This window comes from Psychrobacter sp. 1Y1 (genome assembly GCF_051847395.2).
Classification (GTDB): domain Bacteria; phylum Pseudomonadota; class Gammaproteobacteria; order Pseudomonadales; family Moraxellaceae; genus Psychrobacter.
Map to the genome: position 1 here is coordinate 2,009,924 of NZ_JBPYDF020000001.1, position 25,481 is coordinate 2,035,404.

25 protein-coding genes and 1 pseudogene are annotated in these 25,481 nt (G+C 42.2%); 16 read left to right on the top strand and 10 right to left on the bottom strand.

The window, feature by feature from the left end; all coding sequences use genetic code 11:
* Positions 1 to 14: 14 nt before the first annotated feature.
* Positions 15 to 674, bottom strand: a complete 660-nt coding sequence (rpiA, locus tag ACS8FA_RS22215; RefSeq protein WP_439265456.1) for a ribose-5-phosphate isomerase RpiA — start codon at positions 672 to 674, stop codon at positions 15 to 17.
* A gap of 306 nt (positions 675 to 980) precedes the next feature.
* Here rpiA and ilvA point away from each other — a divergent pair, with 306 nt between their 5' ends.
* The 8 genes from ilvA (at position 981) to ACS8FA_RS22255 (ending at position 7,756) form a co-directional block, all read left to right on the top strand.
* A complete protein-coding gene (ilvA, locus tag ACS8FA_RS22220; RefSeq protein ID WP_439265458.1) occupies positions 981 to 2,534 on the top strand; it encodes a threonine ammonia-lyase, biosynthetic in 1,554 nt (517 codons plus the stop codon).
* Positions 2,535 to 2,636: 102 nt separating this feature from the next.
* Positions 2,637 to 3,026, top strand: coding sequence for an excalibur calcium-binding domain-containing protein (locus ACS8FA_RS22225; protein ID WP_522901995.1), 390 nt, complete (start codon positions 2,637 to 2,639; stop codon positions 3,024 to 3,026).
* A gap of 98 nt (positions 3,027 to 3,124) precedes the next feature.
* The gene (hslR, locus tag ACS8FA_RS22230; protein ID WP_201579447.1) at positions 3,125 to 3,544 is read left to right on the top strand and encodes an Hsp15 family ribosome-associated heat shock protein; all 420 of its coding nucleotides are present in this window, start codon (positions 3,125 to 3,127) and stop codon (positions 3,542 to 3,544) included.
* Positions 3,545 to 3,751: 207 nt separating this feature from the next.
* Complete coding sequence (locus tag ACS8FA_RS22235) at positions 3,752 to 4,249, top strand: low molecular weight protein-tyrosine-phosphatase (protein ID WP_439265460.1); 498 nt, start codon at positions 3,752 to 3,754, stop codon at positions 4,247 to 4,249.
* 315 nt (positions 4,250 to 4,564) lie between these two features.
* The gene (murB, locus tag ACS8FA_RS22240; protein WP_439265491.1) at positions 4,565 to 5,605 is read left to right on the top strand and encodes a UDP-N-acetylmuramate dehydrogenase; all 1,041 of its coding nucleotides are present in this window, start codon (positions 4,565 to 4,567) and stop codon (positions 5,603 to 5,605) included.
* A gap of 49 nt (positions 5,606 to 5,654) precedes the next feature.
* Positions 5,655 to 6,383 carry a YdcF family protein gene (locus ACS8FA_RS22245; RefSeq protein ID WP_227511134.1) on the top strand — a complete coding sequence of 243 codons (729 nt, stop codon included), beginning with the start codon at positions 5,655 to 5,657 and terminating at the stop codon, positions 6,381 to 6,383.
* A gap of 115 nt (positions 6,384 to 6,498) precedes the next feature.
* Positions 6,499 to 6,759 carry a cbb3-type cytochrome oxidase assembly protein CcoS gene (ccoS, locus tag ACS8FA_RS22250; RefSeq protein WP_102091786.1) on the top strand — a complete coding sequence of 87 codons (261 nt, stop codon included), beginning with the start codon at positions 6,499 to 6,501 and terminating at the stop codon, positions 6,757 to 6,759.
* 97 nt (positions 6,760 to 6,856) lie between these two features.
* Positions 6,857 to 7,756, top strand: a complete 900-nt coding sequence (locus ACS8FA_RS22255) for a sulfite exporter TauE/SafE family protein (protein ID WP_439265463.1) — start codon at positions 6,857 to 6,859, stop codon at positions 7,754 to 7,756.
* Between the two features lie 106 nt (positions 7,757 to 7,862).
* On the opposite strand, the gene ACS8FA_RS22260 is transcribed toward ACS8FA_RS22255, so the two are convergent.
* Complete coding sequence (locus ACS8FA_RS22260) at positions 7,863 to 9,017, bottom strand: DEAD/DEAH box helicase (RefSeq protein ID WP_439265465.1); 1,155 nt, start codon at positions 9,015 to 9,017, stop codon at positions 7,863 to 7,865.
* A gap of 290 nt (positions 9,018 to 9,307) precedes the next feature.
* On the bottom strand, positions 9,308 to 9,523 hold the full coding sequence (locus ACS8FA_RS22265; RefSeq protein WP_057760416.1) for a cold-shock protein: 216 nt from the start codon (positions 9,521 to 9,523) through the stop codon (positions 9,308 to 9,310).
* A 445-nt stretch (positions 9,524 to 9,968) separates the two neighbouring features.
* Here ACS8FA_RS22265 and aroQ point away from each other — a divergent pair, with 445 nt between their 5' ends.
* Complete coding sequence (gene aroQ, locus ACS8FA_RS22270; protein ID WP_427568294.1) at positions 9,969 to 10,505, top strand: type II 3-dehydroquinate dehydratase; 537 nt, start codon at positions 9,969 to 9,971, stop codon at positions 10,503 to 10,505.
* A 123-nt stretch (positions 10,506 to 10,628) separates the two neighbouring features.
* The gene (locus ACS8FA_RS22275) at positions 10,629 to 11,930 is read left to right on the top strand and encodes an ABC1 kinase family protein (protein ID WP_439265468.1); all 1,302 of its coding nucleotides are present in this window, start codon (positions 10,629 to 10,631) and stop codon (positions 11,928 to 11,930) included.
* Positions 11,931 to 11,971: 41 nt separating this feature from the next.
* Here the strand turns inward: ACS8FA_RS22275 and ACS8FA_RS22280 are convergent, their stop codons facing one another.
* Positions 11,972 to 12,802 carry an ion transporter gene (locus ACS8FA_RS22280; RefSeq protein ID WP_057760421.1) on the bottom strand — a complete coding sequence of 277 codons (831 nt, stop codon included), beginning with the start codon at positions 12,800 to 12,802 and terminating at the stop codon, positions 11,972 to 11,974.
* Between the two features lie 317 nt (positions 12,803 to 13,119).
* On the opposite strand from ACS8FA_RS22280, the gene ACS8FA_RS22285 reads away from it, so the two are divergent.
* On the top strand, positions 13,120 to 13,869 hold the full coding sequence (locus ACS8FA_RS22285; protein WP_341609230.1) for a YebC/PmpR family DNA-binding transcriptional regulator: 750 nt from the start codon (positions 13,120 to 13,122) through the stop codon (positions 13,867 to 13,869).
* Between the two features lie 74 nt (positions 13,870 to 13,943).
* On the opposite strand, the gene ACS8FA_RS22290 is transcribed toward ACS8FA_RS22285, so the two are convergent.
* Positions 13,944 to 14,510: a methylated-DNA--[protein]-cysteine S-methyltransferase gene (locus tag ACS8FA_RS22290; RefSeq protein ID WP_439265470.1), complete on the bottom strand. Its 567-nt coding sequence runs from the start codon at positions 14,508 to 14,510 to the stop codon at positions 13,944 to 13,946.
* A 54-nt stretch (positions 14,511 to 14,564) separates the two neighbouring features.
* Positions 14,565 to 15,476 (bottom strand): signal recognition particle-docking protein FtsY, encoded by a 912-nt coding sequence (gene ftsY, locus ACS8FA_RS22295; protein WP_227526712.1) that lies wholly within the window; start codon positions 15,474 to 15,476, stop codon positions 14,565 to 14,567.
* Positions 15,477 to 16,238: 762 nt separating this feature from the next.
* On the opposite strand from ftsY, the gene ACS8FA_RS22300 reads away from it, so the two are divergent.
* The 3 genes from ACS8FA_RS22300 to ACS8FA_RS22310 all read left to right on the top strand — a co-directional run bounded on the left by ACS8FA_RS22300 (position 16,239) and on the right by ACS8FA_RS22310 (position 19,595).
* Entirely contained in the window at positions 16,239 to 16,388 is a 150-nt protein-coding gene (locus tag ACS8FA_RS22300) for a hypothetical protein (protein ID WP_439265472.1), read from the top strand.
* A gap of 65 nt (positions 16,389 to 16,453) precedes the next feature.
* On the top strand, positions 16,454 to 17,950 hold the full coding sequence (locus ACS8FA_RS22305; RefSeq protein WP_439265474.1) for a M16 family metallopeptidase: 1,497 nt from the start codon (positions 16,454 to 16,456) through the stop codon (positions 17,948 to 17,950).
* Positions 17,951 to 18,017: 67 nt separating this feature from the next.
* The gene (locus ACS8FA_RS22310) at positions 18,018 to 19,595 is read left to right on the top strand and encodes a M16 family metallopeptidase (protein WP_439265476.1); all 1,578 of its coding nucleotides are present in this window, start codon (positions 18,018 to 18,020) and stop codon (positions 19,593 to 19,595) included.
* Positions 19,596 to 19,741: 146 nt separating this feature from the next.
* On the opposite strand, the gene ACS8FA_RS22315 is transcribed toward ACS8FA_RS22310, so the two are convergent.
* Complete coding sequence (locus ACS8FA_RS22315; RefSeq protein ID WP_439265478.1) at positions 19,742 to 20,317, bottom strand: hypothetical protein; 576 nt, start codon at positions 20,315 to 20,317, stop codon at positions 19,742 to 19,744.
* A gap of 268 nt (positions 20,318 to 20,585) precedes the next feature.
* Positions 20,586 to 21,533, bottom strand: coding sequence for a D-Ala-D-Ala carboxypeptidase family metallohydrolase (locus tag ACS8FA_RS22320; RefSeq protein WP_439265480.1), 948 nt, complete (start codon positions 21,531 to 21,533; stop codon positions 20,586 to 20,588).
* Between the two features lie 284 nt (positions 21,534 to 21,817).
* Here ACS8FA_RS22320 and rodA point away from each other — a divergent pair, with 284 nt between their 5' ends.
* Positions 21,818 to 22,960 (top strand): rod shape-determining protein RodA, encoded by a 1,143-nt coding sequence (gene rodA, locus ACS8FA_RS22325; RefSeq protein ID WP_057760433.1) that lies wholly within the window; start codon positions 21,818 to 21,820, stop codon positions 22,958 to 22,960.
* Between the two features lie 43 nt (positions 22,961 to 23,003).
* Here rodA and ACS8FA_RS22330 read toward each other — a convergent pair whose 3' ends face one another.
* Both ACS8FA_RS22330 and ACS8FA_RS22335 read right to left on the bottom strand, forming a co-directional pair.
* Positions 23,004 to 23,567 (bottom strand): transposase, encoded by a 564-nt coding sequence (locus ACS8FA_RS22330; RefSeq protein WP_520934442.1) that lies wholly within the window; start codon positions 23,565 to 23,567, stop codon positions 23,004 to 23,006.
* Positions 23,542 to 23,847: an IS630 transposase-related protein gene (locus ACS8FA_RS22335; protein WP_075103765.1), complete on the bottom strand. Its 306-nt coding sequence runs from the start codon at positions 23,845 to 23,847 to the stop codon at positions 23,542 to 23,544. The genes ACS8FA_RS22330 and ACS8FA_RS22335 overlap by 26 nt, the downstream gene beginning before the upstream one ends.
* A gap of 1,131 nt (positions 23,848 to 24,978) precedes the next feature.
* On the opposite strand from ACS8FA_RS22335, the pseudogene ACS8FA_RS22340 reads away from it, so the two are divergent.
* Positions 24,979 to 25,320: pseudogene (locus tag ACS8FA_RS22340) on the top strand (septal ring lytic transglycosylase RlpA family protein); the annotation flags it as partial.
* Positions 25,321 to 25,481 lie beyond the last annotated feature (161 nt).

Consider the following 25,481-nt stretch of genomic DNA (forward strand, 5'->3'; position numbering starts at 1 on the left):
CGTATGGATATAAATTAACGCGTGAGCGTCGTTACGCCATTTGCACCTGCTTTTAATAGCACATCCGCTTGGTTTGCTGCAAAGATACCATTACATACCACCCCCACGATATTGTTCAGCTCTTTTTCTAGCGCAATTGGATTGCTCACATCCAAGTCATAGGTGTCTAGAATAACATTACCATAATCAGTGACAAAGTCTTCACGATATACTGGCTCGCCGCCCAATTTGGCCAATTGGCGAGCCACATACGAGCGCGCTTGTGGTAAGACTTCAATTGGCACTGGAAACGCGCGACCTAATATATCAACGCTTTTACTCTCATCGACCATACAAACGAACTTGTTAGACGCTGCTGCGACAATCTTTTCGCGAGTCAATGCACCGCCGCCACCTTTGATAAGTTGCAAGTGCTCGTTAACTTCATCAGCACCATCGATATAAACATCTAACGTGCCAGCAAAGTTCAAATCGACTATTTCGATACCAAGCGCACGAAGTTTGTCTTCTGTCACCTGTGAGCTAGCGACAGCGCCAGCAAGCTTCAATTGTGGCAACAACTCAATCAAACAGTTGACCGTACTACCTGTCCCTACCCCAAGTATCATATCGTCTTCGATATAGCTTAGAGCAGCTTTGGCCGCGGCTTGCTTTTGTGCTTGCTGATCACTCATCATAAATCCTTGGAAAATAAACGTATGGTCTTAAAAAAAGTAAAAGGCTAAAACAGATAAAATGCGCGGCTATTATAACCGATGATATTAATGGATGTTAGCGCATCATGACGCTAATTTGTGAGTCCTATCGTGCCTAGCTAAGACTTAACTTCGGCAAATACTTGCACTTCATGTAAATTCAAGCACGAAATCCCAAGAAAACTGCAATTGAGTCTTGCAAGATACTAAAAATCGGCATAGGCTAATCTATTTCGTTTTTATATTCATCTACACTTTTTATATTCACTCTGTTTAGGAATTACTATGCTGTCACACTGGGTACGAGCCATCTTACAAGCCACCGTCTATGACGTTGCTATTCAAACACCACTTGAAACGGCGCCCAAGCTGACCCAACGTTTTGCCAATGACATTCGATTTAAGCGTGAAGACTTACAACCGGTCAAATCATTTAAATTGCGCGGTGCCTATAACCGTATCAGTCAGTTGAGCGATGAGCAAAAAGCGCGCGGTGTGATTTGTGCTTCGGCAGGTAATCATGCGCAAGGCGTGGCTTACTCTGCACGCAAATTATCACTAAATAACATCATCGTTATGCCAACCACGACTCCTGACATCAAAGTGGATGCGGTAAGAGCACTTGGTGGCAATGTAGATCTGCACGGTGATAGCTTCGATCAAGCAAACCGCTATGCGATTGACCGCGCTGAACGCGAAGGACTGACCTTTATTCCACCTTATGACGATGAGCTGGTTATCGCAGGACAAGGTACCATTGGTCTTGAGCTGACCCAGCAGTGGCGCAATATGGACTATGTATTCGTTGCCGTTGGTGGTGGTGGCCTAATCTCTGGTGTGGCCGCATTCTTAGGCGAAGTTGCACCACATGTAAAAGTGATTGCGGTAGAAGCTGAGCAGTCAGCTTGTCTAAAAGCGGCGCTTGAAACAGGTGAACGTGTCAAGCTTGAGCAAGTAGGATTGTTCGTCGATGGTGTGGCAGTGGCGCAGATTGGCGAATTGCCTTTTGACGTTGTCCGTACGCAAAAAAGCGATAACTCAGGTCCTATCGTTGAACCTGAAGTGATTACTTGTACCAATGATGAAGTGTGTGCAGCTGTCAAAGATATTTTTGAAGAAAACCGCAGCATCGTTGAACCTGCTGGCGCACTGTCAGTCGCTGGTATGAAAAAATATATCGAAGCCAATAACATCCAAGATAAAAACTGCGTTGGTATCATTTGCGGTGCCAATATGAATTTTGACCGCCTACGTTATATCGCTGAGCGTACCGAAATTGGTGAGAAAAAAGAAGCCATCTTTGGGGTTACTATCCCCGAGCAAACAGGCGCTTTCTTGAACTTCTGTCGCAGTCTACATGGCCGTAATATTACTGAGTTTAACTACCGTGCTGACAGCAAAAAGTCGCCAGACTCAATGGAACCTGCTTCAATCTTCGTCGGCATCGCTTTAAAAGAAGGCGAAAAAGAGCGTCAAACCATCAGCAACCAACTGGCAGACGATGGCTACACTGCTCACGACCTGACTGATGATGATATCGCCAAATCACATATCCGTCATTTGATTGGTGGTCATGCTCATGTCGAAAACGAGCAATTGCTACAAGTGGTATTCCCAGAACGTCCAGGTGCATTGCTAACGTTCTTAGAAAAACTGGGTGACGATTTTAATATTACCTTATTCCATTACCGTAACCATGGGGCTGCTGAAGGTCGTGTATTGGTCGGTTTACAAGCCTCTGAAGGCAACTCTCGTCAGCTACAAGACGCGCTTTTAGATATTGGTTATGACTGTGCCACGGTCAATGACAACATTGGCTATCAGTTATTTTTGAGATAGTAAAAATAGACGTAATGTCTCTTATCTAATGGCAGTTTTTAAGTCGATTAAAAACTGCCATTTTCATATTAATAATGATTATGAGCTGGCAGGTATGGCACAGTGATAAACAAAGTATTAGTGATATTGGCCTGTCTGATTTTCGTGCTTATAGGTTATAGAGTTCTTCAACCTAAAAACACGGTACATCAACCTGCAACCAATACAGCAGCAGATATCGTAACACAACCTACTCTTACCTCTAATGACGTTGATAATATTGATGATATACCACCAACATACGTTGATTTGGGTACCACTTCAACATCAGCGCCAACTGCCACTCCAGTTTTATCAACACAACCAGCCCCAAGCTTTTCATGTGACGGCAGAACACATTGCTCACAAATGACATCCTGTGCAGAAGCCACTTATTTCACAAACTACTGTCCTAATACCAAAATGGATGGTAACCACGATGGTGTACCTTGTGAACAACAATGGTGCAACTAACCCACAACCATAAAAGCTATTTGCAAATATTAAAGTTGCCCTAATATTGTCTATATAAAACTATGATTTAATATAAAAACGAAGGCAGAGTGATTCTTATGAAGAAAAGTGCTGATGATAACCAAGGTTTGGTGAAAATCCGTCTCGATAAATGGCTTTGGGCAGCTAGGTTTTATCGTACACGCACCCTAGCCAAACAAGCGATTGAAAGTGGACGCGTGCACTATGCTGGTAGCCGGGTAAAAACCAGTAAAGAGATTTCAGTCGGAGATGAGCTAACCATTCGTCAAGGCTCAGCGACCGCTATGACTGAAAAGACTGTCGTTGTTGAGGCGCTATCTGCACAGCGTGGCAATGCGATTGCCGCTGAGGTACTATATTCAGAGACAAAAGAGAGCGAGACGCGCCGTGCTTACTATGCCGAACAGCGCAAACTGGCCAATCTTGCTCGTCCTGACAACAAGCCCAACAAAAAAGAGCGACGCGATCTACAGCGTTTTAAAAGTAATCAAGATTAAAACCGTTTCACTATCTCACCTTTTGGCCATGCATCATATGGCCAAATTTTCATTGTTAAATGACGCTATTGTTTAGTCTCTATCCTTGCCATTCCAAGCATTAAGCGTTAAGCTAGCAGCTGATTCAATCGATTGCATGCTAATAAAAGCCGCATTAACAATGCTGGTCTCTTATAGCATGTTTTTTTTGTTATAGAAGGTCATATTATGCTGATGAAAGCCTGTACTCCCTCGTCTGTATTATTGGTATGTTTAGGAAATATCTGCCGCTCCCCTACTGCTGAAGAAGTTTTTCGTCAGCAAGCAGCGATTGCTGGACTATCTATAAAAGTAGACTCAGCAGGCACCAGTGATTGGCACGTTGGCAGTGCGCCTGATACTCGCTCACAACGTCATGCTAAGTCACACGGCTATAAAATTAATAAGCTGGTCGCTCGTCAAGTCAGTGCCAATGATTTTCGTGATTTTGATTTAATCTTAGCCATGGATTCACAGAATCTAGCTGATCTACAAGCTATCAAAGATGGCATTATAGAGTCAGAAGATAATTTGGCAACACTAGCGCTATTCAGTGAAGAAGACCCTACCTACTGCGGCAGCGATGTGCCAGATCCATATAAGGGCGATAACGATGATTTTGAAGAAGTGATCGAGCGTATCGAATCAAGCGCCCAAGCTTGGATAGAAAGCTGGAAAGCCTGCTAGCCATACCGTCTATATTTCTGCTACTCTTGCATCCGGTATCCTCTATAATATGATTAATCCTCTATAAAAGAGCTACAGCGTTAACCTCGCTTGAAGTATCACAGTTACGTCTGCACTCAGTTGCCTTGTATCTCTTTTAAATTGAATCAACTATAGCTACCTTATCATTTATTATCCTTTTGCCACATAGGCTATGTTATGACCCAAGCTTCACGCCTTGACCACAGTACTCAGTCTACCATCAGCTCTGATGTTTCGAATGTTTCATCGACTGCCGTAGTCAACGATTCAATCGATTTGTCACATGACAATACGATGGCATTGGCTTGTATTGCTGACTCTGTCGTGACATTAGAGAATGAAGCGCAGCTTGACGGTTTTATGGCAGCTTATATAGAGGATACAGCAGACAAATTGCCACTGTTTGTACTGTCTGGCGGTAGCAATGTTTTATTGCCTGCCGCTTTGAAAGCCATAGTATTACAGCCAAAGATGCGTGGTATTCATCTGACCGAACAAACTGACGATTATGTCGATATCGAAGTAATGGCTGGCGAAAACTGGCATGATTTGGTCGTACATTCGGTCAATCAAGGTTGGTATGGATTAGAAAATCTTGCCTTAATACCGGGTCTGACAGGCGCTGCACCCATACAAAATATCGGTGCATACGGCGTACAATTAGAAGACCGCTTACAGTATGTACGCGCCTATCATTTGCCGACACAAACTTGGCGCCATTTGTCAGCTGCTGATTGCCAATTTGGCTATCGTGACAGTATCTTTAAACGTACGCCAAACACATGGCTTATTAGCCGTGTGGGTTTCAGATTACATACTAATCCTGCCAATATTTTAGCCAGTTATGGCGATGTACAAACTGTGGCGCAGCGCTATGCGGAGCAACAAGGGCGCGAGCAAGCGATGCCTCATGATGTTATGCAAGCCATTATAGATATTAGACAACAAAAGCTGCCTGACCCAAAACAGCTACCTAACTGTGGCAGTTTTTTTCAAAATCCTATTATCGCTCAGGAGCAGTTCACAGCGCTGCAAGCAACTTATCCAGCTATCGTTGGTTATGCGATGCCTGATGCAATGGTAAAGGTTGCTGCGGGCTGGCTCATTGAGCAAGCAGGATTAAAAGGGGGCGGCATTGCCCCTATTTTTACGCATAAACAGCAAGCACTCGTACTGACCAATCATACGCCTCAGCAAGCCACGCAAGAAGATGTAGCCATAGCGCAGAAACATATCGCTGCTACTGTCTATGAAAAATTTGCCATTCAATTGTCACGTGAGCCAGTCTGGGTAAATGCTGATGGCTCAATTGGATATGCTGAGCATGTGGCCTAAAAAATCATGGTCTAAGCGGCTACTATCTAAACGATTATGGCGATATTACTTGCGGTTTTCTGAACGCATGGTGACGCTTTTTCGCATTATCAATATTACTTTTATACTAGGCTCCACGTCTGTCATTTTAGTGATTATTAGCCTATTTACTCCGCTGTTTTCGCAAGCAATCGTTTATATCTTTTCTCTATTGCCACTACCTGATATGCCTTCTGCTGCAATGAGCTCACCGCCTACTGCCTATGTAGTCTTAGGCGGCGGTCTGACCAATGACCACAACAACCAAATTATCCTAAATCGCTATAGTCTCAATCGTGCCCGTACCGCTGCAGGCGCTTACCATGACTTACCTCTACCGATTGTACTGAGTGGCGCTGAAGCTCCATGGCTCGGTCAATGGTTGATGGAACACGGTATCGATGGACTGATCAGTGAAAATGCCAGCATGAATACGTGTGAAAACGCCCGTTTTACGGCTAAACGTATTCCGCTACGCCATGTATATCTGATTACTGATAGCTATCATATGGCGCGTGCACGCAGACAGTTTGCCTTAAATGGTATTAACAGCACACCACTTCCTGCGCCATTACCAGTTAGACGCGACTGGATGAAGCCTGCCCACAACTTAAGTCACTCACGGCGCGCTGTCTATGAGGTTGCTGCCTACCTGCGCGATGTGATACGCCCCCAGATGGACTGCCGCCATGCCAATGATGTGACTTCACAGCAGCTATTGACCCCAAGAGGCAATGCCGCAAAAAACTCTGACGAATAAACGTCAAAGATGTATACGATACCATTGAGAGACTCATTCTAAATGCTACCGATCATCCACTACATTTGTGATGGGTGTATAATAATAAGAGACACTGCTATTTAAGAGATTTGCCATGCTCAGTATATTTTTATTAATTCCATTAAGTCTCATGCTGTTTGTGGTTGCTATTTGGGCAGTGCGTTATGCGGTCAAGTCAAATCAATTCGAAGATCTGGACAATGCATCACAGCGTATTATATTGGATGACCGTCAAGAACGCCGCCAAACCATGCAGGCTCATGAACGCTCAGCACCTACTCAGCAACAAGATGAAACAGCGGCAACTGTTGGAAATAACAAACATTCTGAGATAGATAAAGATTCAAACATCTAATTTATCTACCTTATAAATGCGTAATTTATTGGTGCCGTTTTATTAACCAGTTCAGCACTAGCAAGTTCGCCCTTTACCATTCTTAGGAGACGCGTTCATGACCATCGCTTTACTTGTGGCGGCATTACTAATGGGATTCTTTGGTTCACCGCATTGCTTAGGCATGTGTGGCGGTCTTGTGACCGCGTTTGGTCTGTCTATGAAAGATGTTAGCCCTGCTAAACGCCGTGCTTTGGTAGCCACTTACCATCTTGGGCGTTTAACGAGTTACGCATTATTGGGTTTAATCGCAGGGCTTATCGGTATTACTATATTAAAGCCATTGATGCTGGGTAATAGTACACCGCGTATTTTATTAGGATTGGTACTGGTATTCGTCGGTGTAACGATGCTTGGTGCACCGTTTTTGACTAAGCTCGAACGTTTTGGTATGCGCTTTTGGCAGTATCTTAGCCCATTGCGCCAAAAGGTATTTCCACTCAATACTTTTCCGCGCGCATTAACAGCAGGGTTGCTTTGGGGCTTTTTGCCTTGTGGTTTGGTATATGGCGCTCTATTGATTGCGGTCGTTGCTCATAATCCATTAAGCGGTGCTGCGTTGATGTTTGTCTTTGGTCTAGGAACCATACCGATGTTGGTTGCGACGCACGAAACGGTCGGTTGGCTACGTGATAAGATCGGACGTTTTCGCTTAAGACAGCTAAATGGTGCGGTTATGGTAATATCAGGTTTGGCAGTAGCGGTCGTGCCGATGGTCATGGCAAATATGCATGGCAGTCATGGTGAGATGAACCATGGTAGCCACGCTGCTATGATGTCTGATATGGACTCTCACGACATGAGCCAAATGAATCATGATATGGATATGGCAGCAGACATGGATCACAACATGCAGGATATGAACAACCGTATGGATCATAGCATGCATGATATGAGTGATAAATCAATGGACATGAATCACCATGAGCATACTGAAATGATGGAACACGCTCAATAAAGACATCTAAACAGATACTATTGATACTTAGCATATAAAAAAGCCCTCAATACCATTTGCGATATTGAGGGCTTTTGCTTGTTGAATAATGCTCAGTTTATAGCAATTATTCCTGCCACTGCTCAAGCGTAAACTTGGTTTCTAAATGCTTCTCTAATGCAGGTATATTAAAGGCATCATCCTCACTCACAAAGCTAATACTAATACCTGTCTGGCCCGCACGGCCCGTACGACCGATACGGTGTACATAATCATCTGGCTGATCAGGCAAAGTAAAGTTAACCACATGACTGATATCATCGACATGGATACCGCGCCCTGCTACATCTGTCGCCACCAAGATAGACGCGTGACCATCTTTAAAGCGCTGTAAGTATTTCTCACGTTTTTGCTGAATGACATCGCCCGAGAGCATCACAATACTATGCGCTTGACGTAGTTTGTGATACAGACGCTTTACTTGGTCTTTACGATTGGCAAAGACGATGACCTTCTCTACTGCTTCATCACTGATAATACGCTGCAAGGCGTCTAGTTTTTGATCTTCTGTCAGCAAATAAAAATGCTGATCTACTAACTCGCTGGTCTTGTGTTCAGGCTCAATTTCAACAAACTGAGGCTCATGTAACCAGCGGTAAGCCAAATTCATAACATCTTGATTAAAGGTTGCAGAAAACAGCAAACTTTGACGATCAGTATTGGCAGGCATTCGACCAACTAGGCGCTTGATATCAGGAATGAACCCCATATCTAGCATACGATCGGCTTCATCGAGTACCAGTACCTCTACTCTATCTAGATACACCATGCCTTTATTAGCAAGGTCAATTAGACGACCAGGCGTCGCTACCAAGATATCAACGTATTGACGTTCCAGCTCGTGCTGCTGAGTTTCATAGTTAGTACCGCCCATAATACAGACGCTATGTAGCGAGGTATATTTGGTTAATGCAATACAGTCATCAAATATTTGCTGAGCCAGTTCGCGAGTTGGCGCCATGACCACAGCGCGCGGCTCACCAAGATAGCGCTCTTCGTCATTGGTAAATGGACGCTTAAGTAAGGCTTCCATAATAGTCAGTAGAAAAGTCGCTGTTTTCCCTGTGCCCGTTTGTGCTTGTCCAATAGCATCTTGATGTGCCAATGTATGCGGTAGTATCTTTGCTTGAATGGGCGTCAATTCAGTAAAGCCTAGATCACTTACTGCGCGCAGGGTCGCTGTTGAAAGTGGCAAATCAGTAAACGTTGTAAAATTGCTCAAAAAAATATCCTTTTAAATGAATTGCTTGTATTTTATTAATTATAAATAGGCTCACAATGAACCTCTATAGTGTCAAATGTAGCGTTTGAACCGTAATCAGTAAAAGTAGCCTTATCGAGTCTGCGGAAAACCATCAGACATATAGGCATAAAAAAAGCCAAGCCCAAATCCAATCCTACCAAATATGCTGCAGTTCACTCAACATAGGTAAGATAAGAGGGGCTTGACTCAGTAGTATATCAGTAGTTTGTACAGACATTATAACTAAACCGCTTTAATGTCTGAGTAAATTACTCTTCTATCTTTCTGACTTCTTCAGCTTGCAGACCTTTGTCACCTTCTACTACGCTGAACTCAACTTTTTCGCCATCTTTTAGAGAACGATAGCCATCACCCTGAATCGCGCGGAAATGGACAAAAATATCTTCTCCGCTGTCACGTTGAATGAAACCAAAGCCTTTTGAGTCATTAAACCACTTAACGATACCTTGCTCACGAGCTGACATAATATTACTTCCTAAAAAAGTCCGCTTAGCCCTAGCTTCCTTTGCGACATTGCATATAAACAGGGTCTAAGATTATGAAATCAAAAATTAAGAGTATTACTACTCTACTTACCATCATCTATGTAGTGCTTTAATTACCTACATAGTGTGTCCATAACGAATTCGCCAAACGCACTTATCGTCATGAAATTCGATGATAGCAACAAACTTGCAATATTTATTGCATAAAAAATATCATAGCACGGGTTTTTAGCAACATAAAGACTTTTAATATGCTTTTTGATATCTAGATAATTTTTTAGACAAATTTTTATAACCTAGCTGGCAAGCTGTTATGATAAAGAGCAAAATGCGTTGAAGCCAATTTAGCTTGGCAGCTCGCGCCTTAAATTATTCATATATTATTATAAATTATTAACATCGCTCAATAGTTACCGAGACCATTATGACCTCCTCTACTCCGTCAAAAACAGCCGAACAATCGACTAACGAAAATTCAAATCAAATACTGACTCATAAATTACTACTGGTAAACGGCGTAAATCTGAATTTATTAGGCAAGCGAGAACCGCACATTTATGGTCATACGACACTTGCTGATATAGAAAAGCAACTAGTTGAGCACGCCGCTCGCCACGGTGTAGAGTTAATATGTATACAGTCCAACCATGAAGGTAAGCTAGTAGACGACATTCAGCATCATGGATTATTGGCGGATAAATCTGCGCAAGTTGATGCTATCATCATCAATCCAGCTGCATTTACGCATACTTCAGTGGCTCTGCGCGATGCGCTATTGGCCACCCAAAAACCATTTATAGAAGTACATTTATCCAATGTTCATGCCCGTGAGCCTTTCCGTCATCATTCATATCTAAGTGACGTTGCGGTCGGAGTCATTTGCGGCTTAGGACAATTGGGTTATCAAATGGCGCTTGATTACTGGTTGAGCAATATGTATGCAGTTGACACAAACAAATGATATGACTGTGCTTACTTTTTTGTAAATGATTACTCGCGTCTTCACACATTAGTCAAACAGTAATCTTGCAATTAAAATAATAGAATTACGACTGAGCAAACAACCCATTATACGGTGACATGAATGGCAAAATCGTCCGGAAAACGCTTTATGAAACTCGCTGGCATGACAGCGAGTATTGCTGGCAAAGCCGCTAAAAACTCATTTAAGCATCTCTCAAGTGACGAAGAAAAGCGTCTGCAAGCTCGCTCAGATCTGATGCAAGACGTGGGTGTTCAAATTGCCGAAACGTTGGGCGAGATGAAAGGCGCAGTAATGAAGGTCGGACAGATTGCTTCACAATATAAGGATGTGTTCCCGCCTGAGGTTGCGTCAGCGCTCGAAAAGCTACAGAAAGATGCGCCGCCAATGCCGTATGCGCAGATACAAGCTCAAGTTGAACGCGAGCTAAAAGCGCCTATCTTAGAATTGTTCAGCGAGTTTGAAGAGACACCTTTTGCGGCAGCATCCATTGGGCAAGTGCACAAAGCGACTTTGCCATCGGGTCAAAAAGTGGTAGTTAAAGTCCAGTATCCTGATGTCGATGAAAACTGTGATAGCGATCTCAAACAAGTGCGTATGGCATTAAAAATCGCTGGCGTGCTCAATATGAGTAAGCAATTACAAGAGCAGCTTTTCAATGAGATTCGCCAGAGTCTGCACGATGAATTGGACTATGTCAAAGAAGCTCATAACTTACGCGTTTTTGGTGCTTTTCATGCAGAAGATGAAGGCCTTATTATTCCAAAAGTGATTAGCAGCCATTCTTCTAGACGGATTTTAACGCTGACCGAAGAGATGGGAGAAACATTGACTGTCGCTGCGACGTGGGACAATGACGTCAAACAAAAAATAGCAGAGCGTCTGTTTCATTTTACCGCAGGTCAGCTGTTTGGGTTGTACCGTATGCACTGCGATCCTCATCCAGGTAACTTTGCGTTCCGTCATGATGGCAGTGTCGTGGCTTATGACTTTGGGGGTATCCGCAGTTACAGTGATAGCGAAGTGCAATTATTCAAACGCTTTGTCAAACATGCACTAAAAGGTGACGTCACTGCACTTGAACAAGATTTGATTGCGCTAGATATTCGCCGCGAAGATGACAAGAACATCCCTGGTGAGTTTTATGAAAAGTGGCTATCAATCGGACTCAAACCTTTATCCATTAGCCCGTATCAAGAAGGAAATTTTGATTTTGGTAGTAGCCAAGTCCATCATGAGGCAATCGCACAGATGCGTACGTCTTTGAAGTACTTCGGTCAGTTTCAACCCTCAGCCACCACTATGATGCTAGACCGTACTGTATCAGGACAATACTGGAATCTGGTCAATCTAGGCGTCGAGATCGACCTGTCACCACTGGTTGATGAATACATTGATGCGTAGATGCGTAGTAGGTATGTTGACTGCCACGATTAAATCTATCTCTAGATATGTAGCGCGTGCCCACAACGATCGCAAAAGTCTGCCCCTACTGCATGGCCGAACTTACCACAGTTGGGGCAAGTCACTGGGTTAAGTTGTGGACGCATGTTACGTGCTAGCTCTGACGTAAAAATACCTGTTGGTACAGCAATAATCGAATAACCCGTGATCATGACCATGGTTGCAATTGCTTGGCCGAGTGGTGTTTTGGGTGACATATCACCGTAGCCAACCGTCGTCATCGTGACAACTGCCCAGTAGATAGACAATGGAATACTGGTAAATCCATTTTCCGGCCCTTCTACCACATAAATAATTGAACCAAAGATGGTTACTAACAATACAAGCGATAGGAAGAAAACCGTAATTTTCTGCTGACTGGTTTTTAATGCGGATGCCAAAAACCCAGCCTGTTGCATATAAGCTTTGAGCTTAAGAACACGGAACACACGTAAAATACGTAATACCCGTATCACGAGTAGATACTGCACGCCTACAAACATTAGGCTCAAATAACTTGGCAATACAGACAGTAAGTCTACTATCCCAAAGAAACTAAAAGCATAGCGTAAGCGGTTGGGTGCTGAAAACAGCCTTAACGCATACTCAATGGTAAACAAAATGGTAAAAAACCACTCTGCATAAAAGAACAACGTGCCATACTGCAAACGCATATATAGCACACTATCAAGCATGACGACGGCCACACTGGCTAAAATTGCAATCAGCAATACAATATCAAAGAGCTTACCCAGACGAGTATCTGTGCCTTCAATAATGATATGCGTACGGTTACGCAAGTGTGTAAGAGCTTCGGCGGTTGGTTGCTTCATAGAATCAGTACTTTATAAAATCAATGGCTTGATAGCACGCAATGACTTAAAATGTGATGGATAAGGGCAAGTTGGTCAAAATAGCTAAAACTGGTTTATAATATCGCTCACCTATCACAGTGAATACAATCTATAAGTTGCCACAGTGTAGCAAAAAAGCACTCTCAACAACATACAAATCGTTAACGTGCCAGTAGCGCTACTACCTCAAATAGACAAAGTAATGATAGTATAAAATCAGGCAATCAGATACCGAAGGTTGTTATTGATCACTCTTTTTACCCATAAAAATAGTACGTAGAACTTAAGGATGTTATATGGCAGGCCATTCAAAATGGGCAAATATTAAACACCGTAAAGCCCGTCAGGATGCAGTAAGGGGTAAGATATTTACCAAAATTATTCGTGAAATCGTTTCAGCTGCCAAACAAGGCGATCCCGATCCTGACAAAAACCCACGCTTACGTGCCGTTATCGAAAAAGCCCTATCAGTCAACATGACGCGCGACACGATTAATCGTGCTGTGGACCGTGGTACAGGCGGCGGCGATAACGAGAATATGGAAGAAGTCAGTTACGAAGGCTACGGTGTTGGTGGTGTGGCTGTACTGGTCGAAACCATGACGGATAACCTTAACCGTACGGTCAGCGAAGTACGTCATGCTTTTACCAAGAATGATGGTAATCTTGGCACATCAGGCTCAGTGGCGTATCTATTTACTAAACGTGGTGAGATCACTTTTAACGATGTCAGCTTAGAAGATGAAGTCATGCTCGTTGCACTAGATGCGGGCGCCGTTGATATTGAAAATGATGGTGAAAGCTTACTCGTTATTACTGAATGGGAAAGTTTCGGTCAAGTCCAAGATGCCCTTAATGCGGCTGGTCTTATTTCTGACAATGCCGAGGTCACTATGTCACCATCTACCACGGCTGAGATCGACAATGTCGATGATGCTGAAAAGATTATAAAGATGATCGATATGTTAGAAGATGCTGATGATGTGCAAGAAGTTTATACTAACGTGAACTTCTCTGCTGACGTCATGGCTCAGCTTGAAGCATAAACTTATTAATTGTTCAGTAAAAAGGGCCAGATGCTAAAAGTATTTGGCCCTTTTTTATTAAGATAGATTTAGTTTTACATCCAACTTCCTTCTAGTGCTAGTAAATACTCTTTTTTATCTAGCCCGCCTGTATAGCCACCAAGCTTACCGTCGCTCGCAATCACTCGATGACAAGGCACGATAATGCTAAAAGGATTTTTGCCATTGGCCTGCGCAACCGCACGGAATCCCTTTGGACTGTTGACACGCTGCGCGAGTGTGGCATAGCTGATGGTTTCGCCGTACTCAATACCTTGTAGTGCCTGCCATACTCTTTGCTGGAACTCAGTACCCATAGAGAAGTCTAAAGGCAAATCCAATGTCTTACGTTTACCATCAGCATAGTCTTTGAGTTGGAAAATCGTTTCCATTAATAATGCTTGAGCAGGCTCACTCATGCTTAGGCTATTTTTATCTATAAAGGTAAAGTCTTCATCTGTCAGGCCATAGTACTTTTTAATTTTGGGTACAGATTTTGAACTATGCCATGAGTTACCTGCCAGCAGCCAGTTTGCTTCAACAAGCATAGGCTGACCATGCTCATTGACACGAGCAATCAGTGTTAATCGATGTGACCCAAAGGCTGCTGTGGTAACTATCATAGCGTCTACTTCCCTATTCTTCTAAAAATGATTTACCAGATAAAACTGGCCCTCTTATTCTTTATCATCGGTCTCGAACAAAGCGGCGACAAATTGCTTCGGACTAAAAGAACGCAAGTCATCGATCGACTCACCCACACCAATATAACGGATAGGCACATCTGTCGTTTCGGCAATATTAAACACCACACCACCTTTAGCAGTACCGTCTAGTTTGGTGATAGTAATGCCTGTCAGTGGCACAACTTTATTAAACAGTTCGACTTGGTTGATAGCATTTTGACCCGTGCCAGCATCCAGCACAATCATACCTTCATGCGGGGCACTTGGATCCGCTTTACGCATGACACGTACGACTTTCTCCAACTCTGCCATCAAATGTGTCTTGTTTTGCAGACGTCCCGCAGTATCGGCAATGAGTACATCAATATTTTTTGCTTTGGCTGACTGCATCGCATCAAAAATGACAGAAGCGCTGTCAGAACCATGACCTTGCGCTACCACTGGAATATGATTGCGCTCGCCCCAAATCTGTAGCTGCTCAGTAGCTGCCGCACGGAACGTATCACCCGCTGCCAGCATGACTGATTTGCCTTCACCTTGTAGACGCTTGGCAAGCTTACCAATCGTTGTGGTTTTCCCTACGCCATTGACACCTACTACTAATATAACGAATGGCTTTTTGCTAGTATCAATCACCAATGGCTCAACTTTTGGTGTGAGGATATCAACCAATTCACTTTGCAATGCTTTATATAAAGAATGTGCATAGATCAAGTCACCACGATCTGTTTGCTCGGTGAGGCTCTTGATGATACGGTTCGTCGCGTTGACGCCAATATCGGCTACCAATAGCTGATCTTCGACTTCTTCTAATAGCTCGTCATCAATCTCTTTACCACCGATTAAGATACTGACCATGCCTTCAGCTAAGTTTTTGCGTGACTTACTGAGGCCCGTTTTCATACGGTTAAACCAGCTGCCCTTTTTCTTATTTTCTTTAGTCTCTTGTGACTCTGTAGTAGGCTCTTTAGTAGTAGCTACCTGTGCGTCATTGTCAGCCACTGGGTTTACACTTGGTGTATCGCCCAATTGCTCTTGCAACGGCATAGCAGGAATGGTTGACGCAGTATTAGTTTGACTTGTAGCGGCTGTCTCTGTAGCGCTTGAAAAGCTTTCAGAATTACCTTTAGGGACGTTATGCTCTTCTGTCATAACAATTGGCGTCGCCAAAGCAATATTGTCCGCAGCAACATTACTAGAGACGTCTTGGTTTACCGTACTATCCTTTTGTGGAGCAACACTCTCTGTTTCATCAATAATGGGCACAGATTGCACCGGTAGACTGGGTAAGGTAATATCATCGTCATCTAAGTCATCAAGACCAGCATCAAGGTTAATGACTACGCGGTTGCTATTGTTTGGGTTGTTCATAAGTTTGCCCTAAAAGTTATCACGATCAATTATTTGTTTATTGTTAATGGATTTATAGGTTGTCATCTGGCTACGAGCGACATGACGCTTAATTTTGACCTATTTTAGCATAATTCAAGTCATGCTCAGCCCTTACCCTATTAGACTATCGTCAAAATTTATCTGTTTAAAAAATCACTTAATGATTTGAGAAAGTTTTGCTTAAGGTTTGGACACAAAATTCTGACCTGTTACTTGTCAGACTTCGCCTACTCTACCAAGACTTATTCGATAAATACTTATTAGGAATCCGTTATGTCATTATTCTCTAAGCACTACAAAAAAATCAGCAGCATCAGTGTGGCTGTTTTATTAGCGACGACTATATTGGTGACGGGTTGCACCACGACGCAAGAGTTTAGACCGACTGCTAGTGTTATGGTTGGTGCTCAGACCTCTTTGTAATGCCATTTATTACTATGATTAGCATTTAATTCTTCAGTTATTATTTTATATAAGTAGACCATACCATGTCATTGTCTTTACCTCTAGCAGCTGCGCCATTACGCATTGCTTGTGCCTTAGCAGTAGCAGCGTCACTTGCTGCATGTCAAACCAATACGATACCTACTAACTCTGCAACTGCGACAAGCTCAATCGCAACCGATAGCTTGGCTCAAAATATGTCAGATGAAAATAAAACGAGCAAAGACACACAGCCGTCTGAATTGACAATGGACATGTCAGGTCGACATGAATATCAGTTAGAAAACGGTCTAAAAGTCGTTATAAAAGAAGACCACCGTGCCCCAGTCGCTATGACACAAATCTGGTACCGAGTGGGCTCGGCAGATGAGCCTCTTGATAAAGGTGGTATCTCTCACTTGCTTGAGCACATGATGTTTAAGGGCACGACCAATGTCTCTAGTGATGATTATGAGCGGCTAATTGCTAAGTTTGGCGGCGTCAACAATGCCTTTACCAGCTATGACTATACCGGATACTACGAGCTGTTCCCTGCCAATCGTATGCCATTAGCGTTAGAGCTTGAAGCAGATCGCATGAAAAACCTTATATTTGATGACAAAGAATTTGCCAAAGAGCATCAAGTGGTCATGGAAGAGCGTCGCCAACGTACTGATGACAATCCCCTTGCCAAAGCGTATGAGTCATTTCGTCTGCTGGCCTTACCTGACAGCCCAAAAGGCGAATCTATCATTGGACCTATGAGCGAGCTAGAATCGATCAAACTTTCAGATTTAAAAGACTGGTATAAGACATGGTATGCACCAAATAATGCAACGTTAGTCATCGTCGGCGACGTGCAACCACAAGAAGTACTTACTCAAGTCAAACGTTACTTTGGTGATTTAGAAAAAAGCAACCTACCCAAACGTACCTCTGTGACTCAAAAAGGCTTCCGTGGTTATCAAAAGGTAGACTCTGAGCAAGCCGTTCAAGTGCCCGTTCTACTGATGGGTTACAACGTACCAAGCCTTGCCACGGCAGGCACCAACAATGAAAAACAAGCTTATGCCCTGTCACTTGCGCAAGATGTGCTCGATGGCGGCTTATCTGCACGCTTAGAGAGTCGACTGATACGTGAGCAAGGTCTGCTTACCACGGTTGGTACTTCTTACGACTTGTTAGATCGCGGAGATGGGCTGTTTTTAATACAAGCAACACCTCGTGAAGGCGTCAGCTTAGAGCAAGCACAACAAGCTATAACTTCGGAAATAGAAAAGCTAAAAACCGATCCTATTGCCGATGACGAGATCAGTCGCGCCAAGACCAATACGGTTACTGGTTTGATTTATGCGCAAGACAGCATGGAAGGACAGGCACGTATGATTGGCTCGTTACAATCTATCGGTCTAGATGACAGACTGCTTGCTAAGTTACCAGCTAAGCTCGACGGTATCAGTGTGGCTGACATTCAGGCTGCCAGCAAAAAATATTTGGTCAAAGACAACTTGACGGTGATGCATGTCGTGCCACCTAAAGACAGTAAAACCCCAGCGAAATAGTCGCTGCCTATTATCAAATGTCTCATAAAAATGGCCATAGCACCGTATTCTTAATAAGAAGAAACTCATGATTCAGAATAAATACGACTCTAAAGCAAAACCAAAATCTTTTAAAACTGCTTCAGCCTCTATAAGAAGCACTATCGCATCTAAAAAGGGATCTTATCTCAGTGCTAGCGTAATTTTTGCTTTTAGCATCTTGGCTACTACTGCTCAAGCTGATACAACAGCTGCTGAAGATTACCGCTCACCTGCTGCAGTCGATGCAAGTGCGCCAATTGCTGCTCTATCTAAACTGACCAGCTTAGCCGATGACAAACCTTTAAAAGTCACCGTACCGACCATTCAACAGTTTAAGACCAAGTCTGGCGTACCTGTTATGTTTGTACAAACGACCACCTTGCCAATTGTCGATGTTGATTTGCGTTTTAATGCTGGTAGCGCGCGTGATGGTAGTATCAAAAAGGATGGTTTTGGTATTGCGAATATGACAGCGACGATGCTCGAACAGGGCTCAAAAAGCCTAGATGAAAATGCATTTACTCGTGCAGTGGAAACGTTGGGCATCAATCTAAGCAGTAGCGCCTATAAGGATATGTTTATTGTTTCACTGCGTAGCCTATCTGATGATAAGCATCTCCTGCCAGCCATTGACCTAATGACACAGATGGTGAGTGAACCTACCTTTGACGAGCAAGTTCTAGCTCGCAATAAAGCAAGACTGTTGGTAGGCCTGCAGCAACAAAAACAAGATCCTAATAGCTTAGCAAGTATCGCTTTCAACGAGGCTCTATATGGTACTCACCCTTACGCGCATCCATCAGTCGGCACGCTAGAAAGCGTTCCTACGATTGAGAAGCAACAACTGATAGACTTTAAAAATAAATATCTAGTTGCAGCAAACGCGTCTGTTGCTATGACCGGCAACCTGACATTAAAACAAGCCAAAAAACTGGCAGAAGACATCACTGCTAAATTGCCTACTGGCCAAGCTGCCACTGATTTACCTGAGCCGAAACCGCTTACCAAAGCGCAGCACGTTCATATTCCATTTCCAAGCACTCAAACCACTGTACTCATGGGACAGCTGGGTAGCAAACGGGCAACCGACCCAATAGCACAGCAGCAGCAGACCAACTTTGCTGTTGGAAATGAAGTCATGGCAGGCAGTGACTTTAATGCGCGGCTAATGACTGAGGTGAGACAAAACCTTGGCTATACTTATGGAATCTCAGGATCGATGAATCCAATGCTCTCTCGGGGTCCCTACCAGATTGGTTTTTCAACACGTAATGACAAGGCGCGTGCGGCTATTGATGCAAGCTTAGCGGTTATCAATGAGACGCTAGACAAGGGTATCACCAATGAGGAGATGCGCTTAACTACAGATAATTTGAAAAACAGCTTCCCGATGGGGTTTGCGAGCAATGCTGGTATTAATAGCTTACTTGGAATGATGAATTTTTACCAATTGCCGAATAATTACTTAGCTGACTATACCAATCGCATTGATCAAGTCACACTTTCAGAGGTCAATCAAACCATGCGAGATACGCTAAAGCCTGATAACTTTTTAATAGTTACGGTTGGGCAAGAAGATCCTTGGAAAGAAAAGAAAGTGGTAGAAAAAACCAGTAAGAAATAAATCGCTAGGAAGCAATATTAGAAATAAGCGTTATCAATCCAATGGACGTATTATAAATGGTAAAAAATACTACTCATAATATGTCCATTAATATTTGAACGGCTATAATCTTTAAGTAAGAAGTGAAATATTAGGAATGCTTAGTATTAAGAATACTTGGCATCAGAAATTTTTAGCGCAACATCATAGACAAAATGCTCAGGCTTATGGGTAGCCCCGTTATAGCTCAAACGGATAACATGCTTATCATAAGACGTCACTTTATAATTACCATTGGCAAAGTTATGTAGCGTCGGCACAATTAATAGCGCTTCTATTTGACGGTTATCTACTTTAACATTGAGGCGCTGACCCTCTCGCGGATATAAGAAATAATCACAGTAGTCATTTACCATGACCTCTGATATACGTTCGATAACCTGATTACCTGTTTCTTCTTGAATTAATTTTGGACAGACATCAGAGCGCTTAGATGCCAAACGAGCATAAGAGTTCTTGATACTATCTTCTATCTCTTTAGAGCTTTGTATATGTCTATCAGCTTTATCCGTCACTATCATATTGTTTTCAGAGGACATCTCTGTACTACACGCATTAATCAATAATACCGATATAAGTGCAGAAGTAAACAAAGCGCCATACTTATAGTTCGAGTGCAAAAAACTTTGCTTCTCGTTATTTAATTTATGATAGTTTTTCATTGTCGAGCGCTGATTTTTCATAGTTTTCGCTTAAAGTAAATTTGGTGGTTTTCTTTATAAGCCATGAAAATATAAAGGCGATTGATAACAGATATTATTAAAGCATAGTTTTTAAAGACCAAACAAATTTTTAATGAACTCATGCATCTGTCCTATGAATCCTACCAAATAATTACAAAATTATTATTTTTAGTAAACACCGGAATAGTATATATAAAAATGAATATATATCTAGCGTTATCTCGGCTAACTTTATAATTATTTGAATTCTCGATTCTTGATAAATCAATTAATAGCGGCAAGAAGAGGAACTACTAGCGTGATTGAACCCCCACTTACGATAACCATCAGTATCTAAATGAATAGCCCCTGTCGCATATAATCCTAAGCCAAAGTTATAAGGCTGTCCTTGATACTGCCAAAACTGGCATAAGCCATCATGCATGGTACTCAAGCGCCATAAATTGTCTTCGTACTCAGGTACCCAGATATCGATAGCACTTGCATTCATATGCTTACTACCATCTGCCCCGCCTGCACAATCGTTCAAACCTGGGTTACGATATACCGAACGTATCTCACTGCTGAGTGGTAAAATACCTTGGTTTTTCAACTCACTATAAAGACGCAATGTTGGTACAATGTTAGACCATAGCTCTTGAGGTGGCAATTGATACGGCTCATACCCGCATTTACTCCAACTACGGGCAGTCGTCAGCAGTTGAGACAATGGCGGTACATTCTGCGACCCGACTCTTGCGCTGAGATAGCGTTCGTACTCTGCTACTTGTCTGGCACGATAGCTATTGCTATTTAACCACGCGTTAAAGTCCATACTCATAGAATCGTTATAAGCACCATTATAGGTGTTGTTTGCTGTACTATAAGTAGTACCACGTCTCACTACATTCACACGTTTATTTTCTTCAATGGACAACCTAGCATCAATCTCGAAATCACGCTGTTTTTGTACAATCAAGTTTTGCATACTGTCGCTATTTGATGCATTCGCACCACTCAACATGGTGACACCAGGACGCTGATTTGAGCTGTTAGTAGATGGCGTTATATAAGCATTACTGTTATTGCTTGTACTGCTACTTTGACGTATTTGAATACGGCGTTCACTATCATCACTGATGATAACGGCATGAGCACTGACACTGCCAGCACATAGGATAAGGGTGATGATAGGTTGGCAAATTTGCCTATACGCATGGATTTTTGATTTTATCATTGCAAGAAACTACCGCTAAAAACGTTTTATCGATACTATCAAATTTTCAACAAGCAGGCTAAACTATCGCTTCTAATTTGAAGTCCAATATTGATAATTAACACTTATCCTTACAACTTTTATAATTGAGTGACTTTATTATTATTTGTGAATGATATAGCCATTGCTTGCTCGCATATTTTTATTAAAGTCGGTACTTTTAAGTACGTTTCTCATCATTATTTATAATGAGATAATTTAGTTAGTACTTCCCTCCTACACCAATTGTTAGCCAAATTCTGCCTATGTCTTCTAACCCGCAATATCGTTTTTCACGTCAGAGCCATCATTTGGGTCAAGGTCATGCACCGACGCTATGGCAACGTATTCATATCGACCCATGGTTAACTTTACTGTTATTGACGGTTTGTTGTATTGGTCTGACGATTCTATACAGCGCCGCCAGCCAAGATATTGGTATGGTTATTCGCCAAATGGTCAGTTATGGAGTGGCATTCGCGGTAATGTTTACCATGGCGCAGATACCGCCCAGTCTCTATCGTACTTTTACGCCCATATTTTATGTCTTAGGACTTATATTATTGGTATTGGTAGATATTATCGGTGAAGTACGTATGGGTGCTCAGCGCTGGATCAATTTGCCTGGGTTCGGTAGTGTGCAGCCTTCAGAGTTTATGAAGCTTGGTATGCCAATGATGTGTGCTTGGTTTTTGTCTAAGCGTGATTTGCCACCGTCAGCGTCTAGCATTGCTATTACCTTGGCATTAATCATTGTACCAGTGCTATTAATTGCCAAAGAGCCAGATCTTGGTACATCACTACTGGTCGCTGCTAGTGGCATATTTGTACTTTTCTTAGCGGGCCTTTCATGGCGATTGATTTCTGCTGCTGTAATTTTAGCTGTACCGTTTATTGCTTTTGCTTGGAATTTTTTACTCCACGACTATCAGCGTACGCGGGTATTAACACTCCTTAATCCTGAAGCAGATGTGCAAGGCGCTGGGTGGAACATCATTCAATCGAAGACAGCCATTGGTTCTGGTGGCCTGACTGGAAAAGGCTATCTAGAAGGCACACAATCACACTTACATTTCCTACCAGAAGGCCATACTGACTTTATTATTGCTGCCTTCTCCGAAGAGTTTGGTTTACTCGGTGTGATGCTACTGATGTTCATTTATTTCTGCCTTTTATCACGTGCCTTATATATCGCTTTTACTCATCCTGATGTTTATAGCAGATTGTTGGCTGGTGCTATCGCCATGTCTTTCTTTGTTTATATATTCGTCAATGTCGGTATGGTTGGCGGCATTTTGCCTGTCGTAGGTGTTCCACTACCATTCATTAGTTATGGTGGTACGGCTATCGTGACTCTGATGGCAGGATTTGGCTTACTCATGTCTATCCATACACATAAATCTGGCTAACTGGAATAAGATACTTTCTGTATAATTCGTCTTTCGAGTATAGTCACTGCACTACAAAAGAGTTATGTTTTGGATGAATATCATAAAACAATTTAGATAAGTCATTTTCCATCCAACCTTGGCGTAAAAACTTCACTTGAGCCCACTTTTTCTCGATGGGATTTAAGTCAGGACTATAAGGAGGTAAGAATAATAGCCTGTGACCATGCCTGTTAAGCAGCTTTTGAACGCGCTTATGAAAGGCTGCATTATCCATAACGATTACACATTTTCTCTTAAGCTTTGGTATCAGCGTGAACTTGCACCAGTGATAGAAAATCTTTTTATTAATGTTGGTCTTTAAGCAATTGAGTGCAAACAGCATTTTGCCATATAGTGCACCAATGACGTTGGTTCGATCTTTGGCTTGCCAATTGTAACTGCCAATGCAGGGGCTACCAATGGGTGCATAACCACAAGGACGCATCGTTTCACTCTCAAACCCACTTTCGTCCATATAGACAATAGCAAAGCCTTGAGCAATGTAGTGGTTAAGCTTGGCTAGATAAGTCGCTCTTTTCACAGGACAGGCTTTGGGATGCTCAAGTGTCTTTTTTTTTGCTAACACCAATACGCTTTAAGGCTTTACTGATGCCTGTTGGGCTACAATCAAAACGCTGTGCTCGCTCATAGTGATAATCGTCAGGGTGGTCTTTGACATCTTGAGCTAAGGCTTCATCCTCTATTTTGTAGGGCTTAATATATCGAGTGGTTTTACTATGAAGACGCTTTTTCCACTTCTGGATAGTCGTTGGACTGATATCATAGAAAACAGCAGCTTCAGCAAAGGTCATGCCCTCATCTAAGCTTTTTAAGACTTGTTTGCGATAATCTAGGGAGTAAGTCATGGTTATTTATTGTGGTAATCGTTTAGTTGATTTATTTTATAACATTTTTGTGGTCAGGTGACTATAAGTCGTTCTGATGATTATGGTAGTATCATTAAAATAAATTGTTTTGTACTACTAATGATTTGATAAAAGACAATGAGCCATAGCGCGAAGAAGAGTTTTATTCTTAGCGCTATGGCTTTTTACTTTAATGGTCTTTATATAATGTATGTTCGTATTAATCAATATAATAGTAACAAATCCGAAATAATTATTCGTTTTAGCGCCTCTTATTTTTAATAGTAAATAGGCATAACTTCTAATATAAGTTAACCACCTATAAGTTCAGAAAGATTTTATTCCTTGTTTTTTACAAAAAATTGCGTTAACCTCGTTTTACTGTACTCTGATACATAACCCGTACATAGCTACTAATAAACTTTGCATTTAAATATATTTAGGTTGTAGCGTAGCCGTATAGTTAGCATCTTGTAGATTCCAGACTTTCAAATACACTACTTAATTAACGGTTTGATAACAAAGCGATACGCGATGTCCTCTGAACCTTTTATTAACGTAGCATTCTAAAAGAGTTTGTATATCGCACATCATGTAAATACGACATATAGTGACATTGTCACTCAGTCCTGATTTTGGACTTTGTATTCAATGCTTATCGCTAACTATCATTTAAGCGTATCGTCAGTCGCTTTAGCTCTATTTCTGCTGAACACTGATGATAATGAAATGAAAAATTACCATATATTAATATCTATAAGAGCCACGCATTAATCAATATGAAAACAATAGATTAATGCCATGCTCAATCTAAAATATTTAGAGTTAGGTTTTGATGTATAAGTTATAGAGGTATTTATGAACAAGCGTTTATCTGGTTTACTTACAATGTCAGCAATGTTATTTGCTGGCTCTGCAGTCGCGACCAATGCAAATGCTGTAGAAACAAAGACCACACTTGCTATGATTTCGCAAGATAACGCCTCCCACATTGACCGTGTACTTGGTGAACTAAGCCGTCAGCATGATGGTGCATCAAGTTTGGTAAAGTCAGCTCGTCAGCCGACTTCATTGGCACTTAGCAGCTCATTGTTAGCCAATGATACGACACAAGTTACCAATGATGAAGACGTACTAGAGCGCCTAACAGCTGTTGCCTCTAACTCTGTCAGCAAATTTAAGCAGACTGGCCTCGCGTCTTGGTATGGTCGTAAGTTTCATGGTCGCAAGACTGCCAGTGGCGAAACTTTTGACATGAACGGTTTAACTGCAGCGCATCGCTCATTACCATTAAACTGCTATGTCAAAGTCACTAACAAGACCAATGGCAAAAGTGTCGTGGTAAAAGTGAACGATCGTGGCCCATTCCATGGTAATCGTGTGTTAGATTTATCTTATGGTGCTGCCAAAAAACTCGGTATTACGAGTAAAGGCGTGGGTAACGTTGCTATTGAGCGCGTTGCAGGACCTTAATTTTAAATATCGGTTTTAGATACCAATAATATTGCTAGCCTATATAGCAAAAAAAGCCTAACTAATCATTAGTTAGGCTTTTTTATGGTTTATATTTATCGCTCTAGGCTAATAGTAGCGAATAAGCTACTCAAAACGAAGTACTATTAGTCCTATATACC

Excerpts from the sequence above, each read along its gene's own strand:
- rpiA (WP_439265456.1), bottom strand. The coding sequence starts at position 674 with ATGAGTGATCAGCAAGCACAAAAGCAAGCCGCGGCCAAAGCTGCTCTA.
- ilvA (WP_439265458.1), top strand. The coding sequence starts at position 981 with ATGCTGTCACACTGGGTACGAGCCATCTTACAAGCCACCGTCTATGAC.
- hslR (WP_201579447.1), top strand. The coding sequence starts at position 3,125 with ATGAAGAAAAGTGCTGATGATAACCAAGGTTTGGTGAAAATCCGTCTC.
- ACS8FA_RS22235 (WP_439265460.1), top strand. The coding sequence starts at position 3,752 with ATGCTGATGAAAGCCTGTACTCCCTCGTCTGTATTATTGGTATGTTTA.
- murB (WP_439265491.1), top strand. The coding sequence starts at position 4,565 with ATGGCATTGGCTTGTATTGCTGACTCTGTCGTGACATTAGAGAATGAA.
- ccoS (WP_102091786.1), top strand. The coding sequence starts at position 6,499 with ATGCTCAGTATATTTTTATTAATTCCATTAAGTCTCATGCTGTTTGTG.
- ACS8FA_RS22255 (WP_439265463.1), top strand. The coding sequence starts at position 6,857 with ATGACCATCGCTTTACTTGTGGCGGCATTACTAATGGGATTCTTTGGT.
- ACS8FA_RS22265 (WP_057760416.1), bottom strand. The coding sequence starts at position 9,523 with ATGTCAGCTCGTGAGCAAGGTATCGTTAAGTGGTTTAATGACTCAAAA.
- aroQ (WP_427568294.1), top strand. The coding sequence starts at position 9,969 with ATGACCTCCTCTACTCCGTCAAAAACAGCCGAACAATCGACTAACGAA.
- ACS8FA_RS22275 (WP_439265468.1), top strand. The coding sequence starts at position 10,629 with ATGGCAAAATCGTCCGGAAAACGCTTTATGAAACTCGCTGGCATGACA.
- ACS8FA_RS22280 (WP_057760421.1), bottom strand. The coding sequence starts at position 12,802 with ATGAAGCAACCAACCGCCGAAGCTCTTACACACTTGCGTAACCGTACG.
- ACS8FA_RS22285 (WP_341609230.1), top strand. The coding sequence starts at position 13,120 with ATGGCAGGCCATTCAAAATGGGCAAATATTAAACACCGTAAAGCCCGT.
- ACS8FA_RS22290 (WP_439265470.1), bottom strand. The coding sequence starts at position 14,510 with ATGATAGTTACCACAGCAGCCTTTGGGTCACATCGATTAACACTGATT.
- ftsY (WP_227526712.1), bottom strand. The coding sequence starts at position 15,476 with ATGAAAACGGGCCTCAGTAAGTCACGCAAAAACTTAGCTGAAGGCATG.
- ACS8FA_RS22300 (WP_439265472.1), top strand. The coding sequence starts at position 16,239 with ATGTCATTATTCTCTAAGCACTACAAAAAAATCAGCAGCATCAGTGTG.
- ACS8FA_RS22305 (WP_439265474.1), top strand. The coding sequence starts at position 16,454 with ATGTCATTGTCTTTACCTCTAGCAGCTGCGCCATTACGCATTGCTTGT.
- ACS8FA_RS22310 (WP_439265476.1), top strand. The coding sequence starts at position 18,018 with ATGATTCAGAATAAATACGACTCTAAAGCAAAACCAAAATCTTTTAAA.
- ACS8FA_RS22315 (WP_439265478.1), bottom strand. The coding sequence starts at position 20,317 with ATGAAAAATCAGCGCTCGACAATGAAAAACTATCATAAATTAAATAAC.
- ACS8FA_RS22320 (WP_439265480.1), bottom strand. The coding sequence starts at position 21,533 with ATGATAAAATCAAAAATCCATGCGTATAGGCAAATTTGCCAACCTATC.
- rodA (WP_057760433.1), top strand. The coding sequence starts at position 21,818 with ATGTCTTCTAACCCGCAATATCGTTTTTCACGTCAGAGCCATCATTTG.
- ACS8FA_RS22335 (WP_075103765.1), bottom strand. The coding sequence starts at position 23,847 with ATGACTTACTCCCTAGATTATCGCAAACAAGTCTTAAAAAGCTTAGAT.